Origin of the sequence: Mesorhizobium norvegicum (genome assembly GCF_004919685.1) — a bacterium.
GTDB lineage: Bacteria > Pseudomonadota > Alphaproteobacteria > Rhizobiales > Rhizobiaceae > Mesorhizobium > Mesorhizobium norvegicum.
This window is the reverse complement of the sequence record NZ_SMYZ01000048.1, coordinates 18,984-31,762: the sequence shown is the minus strand read 5'-3', so window position 1 is coordinate 31,762 and position 12,779 is coordinate 18,984. Positions and strand designations below refer to the sequence as shown.

At 57.3% G+C, this 12,779-nt stretch carries 11 protein-coding genes and 2 pseudogenes; 6 read left to right on the top strand and 7 right to left on the bottom strand.

What is annotated here, in order from left to right:
• The first annotated feature begins 394 nt into the window (after positions 1-394).
• From FCU66_RS20710 to FCU66_RS20685, 6 genes and pseudogenes are all read left to right on the top strand, one after another.
• The gene (locus tag FCU66_RS20710) at positions 395-1,084 is read left to right on the top strand and encodes a B3/B4 domain-containing protein (protein ID WP_136621946.1); all 690 of its coding nucleotides are present in this window, start codon (positions 395-397) and stop codon (positions 1,082-1,084) included.
• A gap of 84 nt (positions 1,085-1,168) precedes the next feature.
• Positions 1,169-1,807, top strand: coding sequence for a LysE family translocator (locus tag FCU66_RS20705; protein ID WP_010914002.1), 639 nt, complete (start codon positions 1,169-1,171; stop codon positions 1,805-1,807).
• An 18-nt stretch (positions 1,808-1,825) separates the two neighbouring features.
• Positions 1,826-2,713, top strand: a complete 888-nt coding sequence (locus FCU66_RS20700) for a dihydrodipicolinate synthase family protein (protein ID WP_136621947.1) — start codon at positions 1,826-1,828, stop codon at positions 2,711-2,713.
• A 112-nt stretch (positions 2,714-2,825) separates the two neighbouring features.
• A pseudogene (locus FCU66_RS20695) lies at positions 2,826-2,953 on the top strand (IS630 family transposase); the annotation flags it as partial.
• A 14-nt stretch (positions 2,954-2,967) separates the two neighbouring features.
• Positions 2,968-3,577: pseudogene (locus FCU66_RS20690) on the top strand (ISKra4 family transposase); the annotation flags it as partial.
• Between the two features lie 986 nt (positions 3,578-4,563).
• Positions 4,564-7,083 carry an ATP-binding protein gene (locus FCU66_RS20685; protein ID WP_136621948.1) on the top strand — a complete coding sequence of 840 codons (2,520 nt, stop codon included), beginning with the start codon at positions 4,564-4,566 and terminating at the stop codon, positions 7,081-7,083.
• Between the two features lie 130 nt (positions 7,084-7,213).
• Here FCU66_RS20685 and virB11 read toward each other — a convergent pair whose 3' ends face one another.
• From virB11 to FCU66_RS20650, 7 genes are read right to left on the bottom strand one after another with little or no spacing between them, the layout of a single operon-like run.
• Positions 7,214-8,254 carry a P-type DNA transfer ATPase VirB11 gene (virB11, locus tag FCU66_RS20680; protein ID WP_069091240.1) on the bottom strand — a complete coding sequence of 347 codons (1,041 nt, stop codon included), beginning with the start codon at positions 8,252-8,254 and terminating at the stop codon, positions 7,214-7,216.
• A complete protein-coding gene (virB10, locus tag FCU66_RS20675; protein ID WP_136621949.1) occupies positions 8,238-9,377 on the bottom strand; it encodes a type IV secretion system protein VirB10 in 1,140 nt (379 codons plus the stop codon). The genes virB11 and virB10 overlap by 17 nt, the downstream gene beginning before the upstream one ends.
• Positions 9,374-10,255 (bottom strand): P-type conjugative transfer protein VirB9, encoded by an 882-nt coding sequence (locus FCU66_RS20670; RefSeq protein WP_136621950.1) that lies wholly within the window; start codon positions 10,253-10,255, stop codon positions 9,374-9,376. The genes virB10 and FCU66_RS20670 overlap by 4 nt, the downstream gene beginning before the upstream one ends.
• Positions 10,252-10,965: a type IV secretion system protein VirB8 gene (locus tag FCU66_RS20665; RefSeq protein ID WP_027033433.1), complete on the bottom strand. Its 714-nt coding sequence runs from the start codon at positions 10,963-10,965 to the stop codon at positions 10,252-10,254. The genes FCU66_RS20670 and FCU66_RS20665 overlap by 4 nt, the downstream gene beginning before the upstream one ends.
• Positions 10,962-11,120, bottom strand: coding sequence for a type IV secretion system lipoprotein VirB7 (locus FCU66_RS20660; protein WP_080680416.1), 159 nt, complete (start codon positions 11,118-11,120; stop codon positions 10,962-10,964). Before FCU66_RS20660 ends, FCU66_RS20665 begins: the two co-directional genes overlap by 4 nt.
• A gap of 27 nt (positions 11,121-11,147) precedes the next feature.
• Positions 11,148-12,035 (bottom strand): type IV secretion system protein, encoded by an 888-nt coding sequence (locus tag FCU66_RS20655; RefSeq protein ID WP_027033432.1) that lies wholly within the window; start codon positions 12,033-12,035, stop codon positions 11,148-11,150.
• Between the two features lie 57 nt (positions 12,036-12,092).
• A complete protein-coding gene (locus FCU66_RS20650; RefSeq protein ID WP_136621951.1) occupies positions 12,093-12,767 on the bottom strand; it encodes a TrbJ/VirB5 family protein in 675 nt (224 codons plus the stop codon).
• Between the last annotated feature and the right edge of the window lie 12 nt (positions 12,768-12,779).

Sequence of the window (12,779 nt, the reverse complement as noted above, 5' to 3'; positions counted from 1 at the left end):
ATCGCGCGCGTCAAGCAAAACCGCGGTGACAATCGGGGGGTTTCGAACAGTACGACGCCACCCTGGTGGCGCTGGCATCGACCATAATGCCCTAGGGTTCACAACAAGCATGACCGGATCATGGGGAACTTGTGGGCCGCTTGCTTGCGGAGAACTGGGTGGCGTCACCGACACCCGTACACTCCGGCCTGGATCTGCTTGATCAGGGATTGATAAATTCGACGCGTCGCTCCCGTGCTGCGAGAACCTTCCTATACTGGACCAATTAAAATCTCCAAAAGTGGCAGTTTAGTTTGGACCAGTAAACTGCAATATTGGCTTGCAGTCAGGGAAGCGATCGTGACTGGTCGCGCCGGTATGGATTGCTTGCGCTCGAACTGATGGAGTTGCCTGGATGTTTGAGGGTCCCATCATCGACGGTCGAATTAAGAATATTGCATCGGGATTTAGAGTCGCGAGCGTCTACGTCGATGCCACTTCAGCTGGAGAAGGACGTTTCGATCCCCGATTGCTTGGTGAAGCCTGCGATTGCGCGTTGGCGGATGGCCCGGCTTGGGCAGAAGCTCATCTGGCGAGTTGGTCCGACGCCTACGTCGTCTTTGGCGCGAAGCCTAACCGTACGCCGTGCTCAGCCCAGGCCCTCAGAAAGCGGGTTCTGAAAGACGGCACTCTTTCGACGATCAACCCGATCGTCGATCTCTACAACGCCATCAGCCTGAAGTACGCAGTCCCGGTGGGTGGAGAGAATTTTGACGCCTATGTCGGAAGACCCCACCTGACGATCGCTGACGGGAGTGAGACGTTCGACACCATGATGAATGGAGAGGCGGTCAACGATCCTCCCTTGCCCGGTGAGGTCATCTGGCGCGACGACATTGGCGTCACCTGCCGACGCTGGAACTGGCGACAGGGCACTCGAACCCGCCTGCAGACCCTAACAGGCCGGATGTGGTTCGTACTGGAGGCGTTGGAGACCATGCCGGACGATGCATTGGCAGAGGCGACGGATGCCATGGTCGGAGGGCTGAATGCCTTGATGCCTGGCTGCAAAATCGCGAGCGAAGAAATTGCCATCGCCGGATGAGGTTTCCGGTCGAGCGAGCGGATCCATGGCCGCCCGGGGCATCCGGCGCGATCGATCCGATCGAGATTATAAAGGGCTGAGAGAATGAATGTCGATCTCCATCAGTTGCTCATCGTCTTTGCTGCATATGTCATTGCCGCGGGGAGCCCCGGCCCGAGCAACATGCGCATTATGGGGGTTGCGATGGCGCGCGGCAGAGGTGCTGCGCTCATGCTCGCCTCCGGCGTCGTCAGCGGCTCGATCTTTTGGGGTTTTATGGCCTCCACCGGCATCTCCGCCCTGTTGGCCAGGTACGCCCAGGCACTGCTCGTTCTGCAGGTTTTCGGGGGGCTTTACCTGCTATTCCTCGCCTTCAGGGCGGGACGGTCGGCGCTTACGTCGAACGAGAAGCTGGCGGTGCGCGCATCGACCGACCAAGTCGCTCTTTCGCGGGGTGAGCTCTATCGGAAGGGCCTCTTGATGCATTTGGCGAACCCAAAATCCGTGCTGGCATGGATCGCGCTCGTCACGCTGGGGATCGGCCCGAATTCATCGTGGCAGAGCATCGCGGCGATATTGGGTGGCTGCGCCATCCTAAGTGTCACGATATTCTGCGGCTACGCCATTGTCTTCTCCACACCGCCTATGGTGGCTCTGTATCGCCGCTGCCGCCGCTGGATCGAAAGTCTGTTGGCGATGTTCTTCGCGTTCGCCGGGCTGCGTATGCTGCTTTCCCGTATGTAGTTTCGAAAGGAATGGATGATGACTTTGTTTCGCGGCCTGTCGGCGTTCCCCCTTACGCCAACCGATGCGGAAGGGCATGTCGACACCGAGGGTCTGGCTCGTTTTCTCGAGCGTATTCAACGCGCGGGAGCGGACTCCATCGGCCTTCTGGGGAGCACGGGCGGTTATGCTTACCTCACCAGGGAAGAACGCAAGCGTGCCGTTCAGGCTGCCGTGGAATGCATCGGCGGCAAAACGCCTCTTGTCGTGGGTGTGGGTGCATTGCGTACCGACGAAGCTCAGGCTCTGGCGCGCGATGCCAAATCCGCTGGCGCTGACGGCCTGCTCCTGGCACCGATGTCCTACGTTCCCCTGAACGAGGACGAAGTCTTCCAGCACTTCGTCGCGGTGGCCGAGGCGGGGGAATTGCCTTTGTGCATATATAACAATCCAAGCACCACGCGCTTCACATTCAGCGACGCATTGATCGCCCGGCTGTCAGAGGTGTCCAACATCGTCGCGGTGAAAATGCCTCTGGCGGCGGATGACGATTACGCGGGGGAACTGGCACGTTTGCGGTCGATGACGCCTGACACGTTCACAATCGGATACAGCGGCGATTGGGGCGCGGCGGATGCCCTGCTTGCCGGATGTGACACCTGGTACAGCGTTGCGGCAGGTCTGCTGGCGGTCCCGGCGCTTGCGCTGACGCGTGCAGCGCAGTCCGGCGACGCGGTGGAGTCCACTCGGTTGAACCGCGCTTTCGGGCCGCTCTGGACCTTGTTCAAACGCTACGGCAGCTTCCGCGTTATGTTCGTCATCGCCGACTACCTCGGTCTGGCGCACGTCCAGCCACCGCGCCCTATTTTGCCGTTGCCGGAGGACGCCGGAGATGACATTAGGCAGGCATTGGAGAAGCTCGAATAGCCGAGCACAGGGCATGCCCAGTGCCACTGCTAGTTAGGCACCCGGCGCGCGGGCGTTCCGCGCACCGTTCGAGATGGAAGTTGGGCGGCGCAGAATTGGATCGGGTTGGTCGCGCTTTGGCTTTGCGGTCTCTTCGGTGGTGAAATGGTCGCAACGTTATCGTGCTCCGGTAGCGCCGGGAAGATGGGCGGCCATCGCAAACGCGTTCTGCAGCCGCATCGAACTTTCATCCGCGACCAAACGACCGGAAGTAGAATTTCGAGCTGATCGTAGGCCGCTCGCTGCCTGAAGAGGGTGCTCCGCGCTACATCGGTTTCGTTTATGGCTATGATCGCGAGCCGCAACGGCGCATTCTCGACCATCTCAAGAAGCAGCCCGTCCAAGCCAATCGATATCACCTTCATCACCGACGGTGGGGAAGACTCGCCGACTGGTTCCATATCACCGTGCGCATCAGGATCCTTCGGCAGTTCGTGCAAGGGCTCGAAAACCAGGACGAGCAGACCGGACAGGACCTGCTCGAAACTCTGCGCAGGATCAAATGGCATCTCTGGCATGTTGACGTCTATCGGGCCCGTCACGAAATCGCCGACCTGCAATTCGACGCGGAAGGTCTCGAAACAGGCTAGCCGAACATGCGCAAGTTCCTGACCGCCATCGGCGAGTTCACCAGGCCCACATCGCCCCCAACAGTGCCAGCCTGATTAATTACGGCGAGCGTTAGCGGTCCGGAGATCGCATCTCTTCGGCCCTCGTCAAGGCCACCGTCAACACCGTTCCAAGCGGGTTCCCAACAAACGGCAGATGCAGTGGGGCAGGATCGGCGCACATCTTCTGCTGCAAACCCGCACGCAGATCCTCGATGACCGTCCCGACGCGCTTGGCGTGCAGCCCCTCACCTCGCCCGCGCCCCGCGGTGGTTCTTGCCAACAGACGCTCGCTCGCATCTAACGAAAACCGCCGCTGCATTTAGCTGCATCCATTGTTCGGATGCGTGCTATCCAAACAATCAATTTGTTCAATCAGCTTCTTGAAAGCTAACCCTTGTTTGGTGGAACATGGGCTCTGGTCGTCGACGCTGGCTTAATGCAGAGGCTGCACGCAGGAGATACAATGCACAGAGATCGCAAGCGGGTTAGCGGCATAATGGCTGGCCGACCGGTGTCATCCCCAGGCTGCTGCAGCGTGCGGCTTGTCTGTCCCTCCATGATCTCTCGGAAGAGAGTTCCGAATACTGCCGACCGGTTGCCCGCCTTGTGTGTCGCCTCGATCTCATAACCGATGGTGGGCTGCTCAATGGGCTATCCTTCGCCGGATAAGAGATGAAGTGCGAACGCTCCTCGGGGATCATGCCGATCGTACGTACGTCCTGCTTACTCTGGTCAGGCACAGAGCGCAATTTGTTGGCCCAGCTATGAAACTCTTGCCGGAAGTTAGCTCTGCCGCGTGCGTGATGGCTTGAGCGGACTGACGCAACGAAGGCTCACGAGTGTTCGGTTCCTGCCGTTATTATGACGAGACTCAACGGTACCTTCAACATCGGCGTGGTTCTACTCGCCGCGCGAAAACAGGCAAATCTCGATTGAATCCGTCACGCGGTGTCAGCCCGCATTGGTGCCTTCCCTTCTCAACAACTATCAAATCAGCATTCACGGATAGCCCAGTTATCGTTCTCACGTGCCGTAACGCCGTGCCTTCAGTTTCCACGTTCGGGTCGAGCTCGCGAGTGGCCAGAGTTCGGAACAGAACGGTCGAAGTCTAATCGCCGCGAAATTCAACGGAGGGTCAGCGGGGCCAAGGGGGCAAAGTGCGACGGTGTCGAAGCCGTCTTTATGAGGGGAGAGGTACACATGGCTTTCCTGTTCCAGCAGCATCCGGCCGCATACCGAACCGATGCGGAGCTAGAATTCAGGTCAGACTTTCGCAACCCATGCGCTGCGGGTCAAACGCCGTTTCCTTGGGAAACATGGCTCAGTGGCGACAAAGCATTTGTCCTCGCCTTAGCCGCCTCGATTGCGCTCTTGGTCGGGACGCAGAGGCAGGCCCCCAAGATCAACGACGCGGTCATAAGCGAGCTGCGAACGATTCAGATCAACGATGCATTGCTCCAGCGCGACGTCGCCCGTGCTCGGACCGACATGGAAGTGGACCACTCGGTTGCTTCTACCGGACAGGCATTGCAAAGGAATCTTGAAGACTTGCAGCGCGGTTTCGAGATTTCGCCCGATGAGGCCTCCGGGCAATCCAGATTGCTCGCGCAGCTCGTAAACTCGATCGAAAACACGCAGGCTGCCATCTCAGCCTTGGTCAAGCATAATCAGCGTATGCAAAGCTCTCTCGCAGATCTTGCTCGTTCAATTGACCGCCTTGAGGGCGGCAAGCTTGAACTCTCCGAACTGATCGTGTTTTCAGTCGAACCGGGGCTTACCCTCGCCTCACAGATGGAGCTTCTCGAAAGATTTACTCCGGGCCAGGCCCGAGCTGTCGCGGATGTCGTGGCCAGGTTCCGCCCTGTCCTGTCTTCTTTATGGAGGTTGGAGCAAGCTGCCGATCAGATCGCATCCCTCGACACGTTCTCCAAGGCTGCCGAACTGGAGCGAGAGCATCTGAAAGGCTACAGTTTGGCCGGCGCGCAGGCGCAGCGTACGTGGCTTTTCTTTGGCTCTGTGTCCATATGCCTTTGCTTGGCAGCGATCATTAGGGCGTTCAGGCAGCATCTGCGGACCAACCGGTTAGAAAAAAGGTTGGAGCTTGAAGAGGAATTGAGCGCGATCGAAGCTCGCTTCAACGATAGTATAGCAAAGAATGCCTCGGCGCGGTGTTCCACCGAAGCAGCCCTTAGACGCATTCAACGCGTTTTCGATGCGGACCAATGCGCGCTTACTCTGGTGGATCCGAGTCTCATCAGGCATACCGAGTACTTTCTGGCGAACACGTGCATGCGCGTCTGGAACGTCGCGCTTATTGATGAACTCGTTTCACTTGTCCGCGCCGGACGGCCAGTGTTTCGCGTCATCCCGGCGGCGGAAATGGTTCGGACCGCCAGAGGCTCTTCCGGTGTTTGTCAAATTGTTGGTTGCAGCGCCTCCGGTCAGCAGGTTGCCGTTTGCATCCTCGTCTTTGAAGGAGATCGCTCACTCCCTTCAGCCGACGACCTCCGGGTTCTTGCCAGTGCTATTGCGCGTCTAAGCAACCATCTTGAAATGCAGCGTATAAATGCGGAACGCGACCTTCTGTTGAATCGATGGGAGCATGTGGAAAGGCTGAGGACTGTCGGCACAATCGCAAGCGGCGCTACACATGAATTCAATAATATTTTAGGATCAATAATTGGATTTTCAGAGATCGCACTAGGTCTTGTGCGTCGGCCCTCGAGAATTCAAAACTCCATCAACCAAATCATCTTAGCTGGCCACCGAGCCAAGCTGATCGTTGACCAGATTTTGGCACTCAGCCAAAAACGCAAGCGCGTGGCAGTGCCTTTCAATATCTCCGAAATTGTAATGGACCTTGCGCCACTGCTACGCATTACAGTTCGTGCAGATGTTCAGTTGCATTTCAAGATCAACGAGTGGCAAACGGTTGTCGAGGGCAGCCCAACCGAGATACAGCAGATCCTTATGAATCTGTGCAAGAACGCATCGGAGGCTGTCTTGAACGACGGCCGTGTCGAGGTTGGCGTTTCTCGGACCCGCATCTGCGAAACAAAGCGGTTGGCTCAGGGCACCTTGAGACCTGGAGATTACGTTCTGCTCTCCATCAGCGACGATGGCCCAGGAATCGCAGGTTCGGTACTTCCGCATGTCTTTGAGCCTTTTTTTACCACACGCTCTCGCGTCGGCGGGACCGGGCTGGGTCTTGCTGCAGTGGACAGGCAGGTGTGCGCGCTCGCAGGATGCCTAGACGTCAGCTCGGTTGTTGGCCGAGGTACGCGCTTTGATATTTACTTGCCAGCCTCCGAGGAGGAGCCAGTCAGCGCTGACGTCACTTTCGGCCCATACAACGGATCACCGGCCAACGGCGGAATCATTGCAGTCGTGGAACCCGATCCAGCAGAGTTGGAGATTCACAAGGACAATATCGCCGCGCTGGGTTATGAGCCGATCGGCTTCGCGACCTTCGAAAGTCTTTGCGGCTGGGTCGAGAGCGGGAAGGCAGCTGACCTGCTGATTTTGGCGAAGACGCCTTTCCTCGAGCGAGGACGGGCCGAGTCCGTATGCCCCACCATCATGGCGGTGCCTTTCATAGTCATCGGTGACATCGACCCCATGCCGGTCACATCTGACAATCAGGCCTTCGTCCTTCGGCTAGCGAGACCGGTCTCGTCCAGGACAATAGAGCATGCGATTCGTATAATGATGATGGCGTGATGCCGCCGACGCGCTGACGCGCTCATTCTATGCAAGTAATGTGAGAAGGCCTGGCAAAAGACATCGAAGCAGAACAAAACGACGCGTCGCATCACAATGGACTTATCGATGCAGAGACGTTGTTCTAGCCTTAGTGCTTGTTAAGGAGGTCGGTTACTGTCTCTCCCCGTCGCCGGGCATCGGCGGCAAGCCATACCTCTCCCACCTCGTACAGGTCACCTTGGGTGTGGAACGGCACAATGACGTCAACGGCAGCCGACAGCATGTCAAGAAGCGTTCGATCTTCCACAGCGGCTCCTTGCGGGCTGCTCTTGACGAGGGAAAAGAGCTTTTTGAAGCCCTGGACCGGATCAGCCCCATGGATCGTTGATATTGATCCCGCATGGCCGGAGACGACTTCGCTAAGGTAGGCCCATGCAGCATCATCGCGCATCTCGCCGAGCAATATTCGATCAGGGCGCATGCGCAAGCTCGCTTGCAGCAGTTGCTCGGCTGTCACCGCACCTACGCCGGCTCGGTCCTTTGGATAGAGTAACCGGACATGGTTCTCGTGCGGGATTACAAGCTCCAGCGTGTCCTCGATACTTATCAGTCTCTCTTGCGGGGGTATAGCGTTGATCAAAGTCTTGCTCATTGTCGTTTTGCCGCTTCCAGTAGGTCCGCAAAGCAGCATCGTGAGCCGTCCCGAAACACACGCTTGCAAAAACTTCTCCAAGTCACCATCGTCGTATTGCTGAAGAATAGTTTCGTCCTGCCGCTCTTGGCGCTGTTTTCGTGACCGCCATTGATTCCAACGTGAGTATTCGTAGCGAGAAGAAACTTCCTTCAGTTCGGTCACACGACTTGAAGGACGCCGTATCGTCAGGCTTACTGTTCCTGAGGGAACAGCGGGCGGCAAACAGATCTGCAGCCGCTCTCCGTTCGGCAGCTCAGTCGCACAGAGGGGGCTTTGCGGTCCGACATCTTGCTTGCGCAGCGCTCCAGCGAGAATCGCGATGTCCTCCAGATCGTTATAACCTAGCGGTAGCGGATGTTTCGTGAAGACGCCGGCTTGTCGCACAAACGCTTCCCCAGGCCGGTTGATAGCGACCTCTTCGGTCCTGGGCTCCTCAAGCCATTTCAGAACGGGGTCGAGAAGCAAACGCAATTGAGGGTCAGCCTCCGATCGCATTGTTGTCTCTCCGGCGTTGGCGATGTTGGGGGGCTGGCGCCACGACAGTTGCCGTGAGACCGTATACATCCGAGAAATCGAGGTCGCGAGCCACAAAGATGGATACAGCATCTCCCTGGTTTTTCTTCAGGGTTGGCGGAATGTTGACCGTCGCTCTCAGTGTCGTCTCGACGGCTTGTCCGCCATTGCTCTGGAAGCTGTTGATGCCGCTTCCTCCGCCAGAGCTAGCCGCGTATTGACCGGCCGCCTGGAACGCGCCTTGAAGGACGCTCATCAGCATTGCTCCGCCAAAGCGTTCCCGGAAGTGATTATCCACCGTGCCAGGCACTCCGGAGCGGCCGAGCTCGTCAGCACCCGGCGATGCTATCGAAACGAGGGCATGGTCAGGTGTTTCGATGCGCGTCCACAGCACGAAGACACGCGCATCCCCCTGTTCGAGACCGTGCTGGATCTCGCCAATCACGGTCGTCCCACGATCCAAGAGCACGACATTGTTGGTGGCGCCGCGGACGTCTTTAGGTAAGACGCACTTCACATAGCCGGGTAAATTTGTGTCGACCGCCGTTTGCAAAAGGCAAGGAATGATCGTTCCCTGAGTAATCACGAGATCAGGGTGCGGCAAAAGTGTGGCCCGGCTCGGCTCCTGTATATCTGGCTTCAATCGGCCTGACAGATCGCCACCGATCGAGATCTCATCCGCGGTCGCGGGAGCATCCTTGTGGTCGTCTTCGCTCCGCTGAGCCACGTCGGGCTTTTGACTGCCGCTGCTGTAGGCGAAAATTGGTGATTCCTCGGGCGGCGGTTCAGCTGCCGCGGGTTGCGGCGTGGATGGCGCAGGATCTGCCGCCTGCGCCGCCTTTGCAGGTGCTGGAGGTTCGGGAGCAAGCTCAATAGGCACGGGGCGGAACGGCTCGGCGTTGGGGGAAATTGGCGGGTTTGGCTGAGAGGGTTCGTCTTGTGTGCTGGGACGACTTCCGAGCCAGATGAGCGACAGAGATGAGATGAGAACAAGACCGGCGACGGCCAATTTCTGTGGTCCCGAAACATGCCGGCGGGCCGGCTCCGAGACCAACGATGCGGATGCATTTACATCGTGTCCCGACTGTGGGCCGGTTTCATTCATCGGCCCGAGCCTTTCAAAACGCGCCACACGTCGGGTCTCACTGTACCGGTGCCCGGCGCTCGTCCAACAGGATCATATGCTCTGTTGAAAATCGACAATACCGTATTGCCATCTCTCAGACGCCATTCCCGGGCGACTGCGGATACTTCAACATAGTCGCCTTTGACTGTGAAGTTGGCAGCGGCTTCCTTGCCGTCGGGATTGATGATGTAGAGGGAGGGTATACGGGAATTGCTTGCGAAGCCAAATACGGTGGTAAAGCCATTGTCGAAAACCTGCAGCGGCGCCAGCGATCGATCGCCCTTTGCGACGTAGTGAAAATTGCTTTCGTCGGAACTGGCAGTTGTACCGGGCTGATTCAACAAATCCTGAACCCTCTGTTCCTGCTGCACCTTTGCCCGGGCCTGACCAAGAATCGAGCGCTTTTCTGCTGCCTGTCTCAAAGCAGCGGCCTCATCACCGGGATAGGTGAACTGCACACTGTAGTATAAGTCAGGTTGCTGCTCATCTAATTTTGGCATCGCTCTCGTTGAAATGCTGAAGACATATCTGCGGGTACCGGACTCACTGTCGGCCAGAACGACGACCGGCTGCGGCGGCAGGATCCGGCTGGCCTTGAAGAACAGGTAGTTGGCGCGTGGGAGCGCAGCCAGGTCTTTGCTATTGGAAACGGCCACGGCTGCGACGGTCTCGTTGGCCGCGAATGTGACGACCAGCGTTGCCCCCACCGCGGTCGACAGGCGCACCACTTCGTCGGGACGGTAAGCCAAGTAGCGCATCCGTGCATCATGCTTGCCGGCAAGCGGGGTGTCTTCCGCGGAAGCCTCCAGCGTTACGAGTAGTGAACAGGCCAGTGCGAGAAACGCTCTTTTTGTCATGGCTGCACGTCACCCAGGTTCGACACGCTATCTTCCGAGGTTTGATAGGAAGTGACGAGTAGACCTCCCGGATTGGTGAGCCTTGATTGGGCAGGCAGATCTGTCAGGCGCTCGTAGCGGATGGTTGCGGTCCAGGTGGTCACCAACGGCATCTGCCCATCAATGGAAAGGGTGCGTTTGTATCGGATCTGTTGAACGTCCGGACTGATGTCGTTTGAGGAAATATGCCCGACTTCGAGCTTGCCGAGCTTGCCGACTGTGACTTGCGGCGAGGTGGGATTCGGATAATTGAAGAAATCTTGATATTGCTGCCGCACAGCCGGTGCGCTGAAACTGGATACGAGGTCATAGCCGTATTGGGCGGAATCGGCTGTGTAGCTCTCGCGCAGGCGTACATATTCCCACAGCGAAGCATTTATGACGGCTCGCTCTTGGGTTGCCGGCAGTCGAGAGACTGACACTTCGCTGTCAACTGTTCCATCCGGGCGTACCCAGAGGAACACAGGTACGAGCTTGGCCAACGGGACCATGGCAGCGATGGTAAATGCCTGCGCAACATTTCCTAGGACCGCCGCTGCCGCAAAGGCTATGAGGGCCTTTGACAGGCGCCGCGCAGACTTCGCTCGTGAAGTTTGAAACGCTTCCACCTTCTTATAGTGGGCGGCTAGCGTTTCTCTCTCCACCAGAAGGGCATGTTCAGGAAATTTCACTTGGGCTCTTTCGCACATTCGACTTGAAGATCTTCAGGGGAGGTTTCCCATTGTCCCACGTTCAGTTGGAATGGCGAACCCGTGCAGGTCGCAAGCTTATCGGTTGTCTTGCAGGCCGCCAAAGCCAGTATTGACAAAAGTAGATAGTATTTCATGTTGAGGTACCCGCGCTTGTCGATTGATTAACCACCTGCCGTTTTGGCAATGCGGCGATTGAGGCTGCTAAGAGATTGGTTCGCACCTGCCCAAGAACCCCCGGCTATGCTGCTGGCGATCGTCGGAAGCGCGACGATCAAAGCGTCACCAGCTAGGAAAAGCATATCGAGCTCGTAAAGCCCGATGATCTTGGCTGCTGTCGTACCCTTGTATTTGATCACCGCAAGCATGACTCCCAGCGCGACTGATTCGGCCGCGATAACTATCGTTGCAACGATGTTGAGGAGGACAAGCAGCAGCCCGTATGAGAGCAGTTGGCCGATCCATCTGGTAGCCATGTCTCGAGTGTGATCAAAAAGATAGCCTACAAGAACGAGGGGGCCGATCGCCAGGAGCACCTTCGTCAGAATTCCAACGGCATCATAGATCTCGAACGCTGTCCAGAGCGAACCGTACAAAATCCATTGCGCTCCCTGGAAGGCAAGTATGTCCTGCTGATTCATTGGCCCAATTTCGGAAGCAATCCGCTGAAAGGCACTCTGACTTGAAGCGAACATTACGTCGAGCTTCTGGGGGATACCGATGAAGGGCAAGGTGCTTCCGCTGATCTGGTGGGCAAGCTTTGGAATCGTGTCGTCGAAGACTGATTCAATGTACAACTGATAGTTGGCCTGCCCTAAGATGAGGGCGACGACAATCGATACCGTGACTACGCGCGAGATACCTCCGCGCGCGTCGACTTGACCGCGCATGACCAGAAAGCCTTGGATTATGATCCAGAGCGTGACGCACGCAACCAGAGGCGCACTGACCGCCTCTTGGACGTTTCCAATCACTTTGTGCAGCCCCGCCGTAAAGGCCACATGAAAGATCGCGTGTATGGCCGTGAATGGCGCAGGAATTCTGAAAACCATTGCGTGAACCTTATTTGCCCCTGATCAGCGCAGATGAGCCGGATGAATTAAGCGTCGCTACTCAAACATTCTGGCGGTGTCCTGGCGTTCGCGACGCTGCATCGCGGCCTCCTCTGCGGCGTGAAGGCTCGCTTGTGCAGTGGCCATCGTCAGCAGACTCGTGGCCTGGACATTTTGGATAATCGCATCATGAATCTGCTTGAGGACCAGACCGTTGGTGACGGTGGCCTGCACAATATTTCCCGAGCGGGAAAGCTGACCAAGCGTGTTGTCGTTGGCCTTAAGGCGCTTGTCCATTACGCCCAGAGTGTCGGCCGCAAGAGCTGCGGCATTGATGGTACCAGCGATTTGTCCCTGTAACAGTTTCGCTTCTGAATCCGTGCCGTCGACTTTCCGGTTTGGGTTGTCCGCAATTGCACGCGCTTTAATCGAAGTTGGCGCCTGACCCTCAAACATCTGCCTCTCAAGCTGATTGCCCGACGGGTAGTGATTTCCTTGGTTCAGTGAACTTAGCAGCCCCGTGACACCGAATGACGACTTTAGTATCTCCACCATTTCCATCGTGGAAGCGAGCGTCTGGGCTGACTTTATCAGGATCTGCGCAGTGGAAACCGCTGTTAAGCCCGCTTGTGTTACTACCGCCGGGTCGATGACGACAAATTGCGACCGGGCCTGTCCGCTAAACAGAAAGGAAGCGGCAAGCGTCGTTGCTGCAAGCGTGGGAAATCTCATGAATATTCCTCC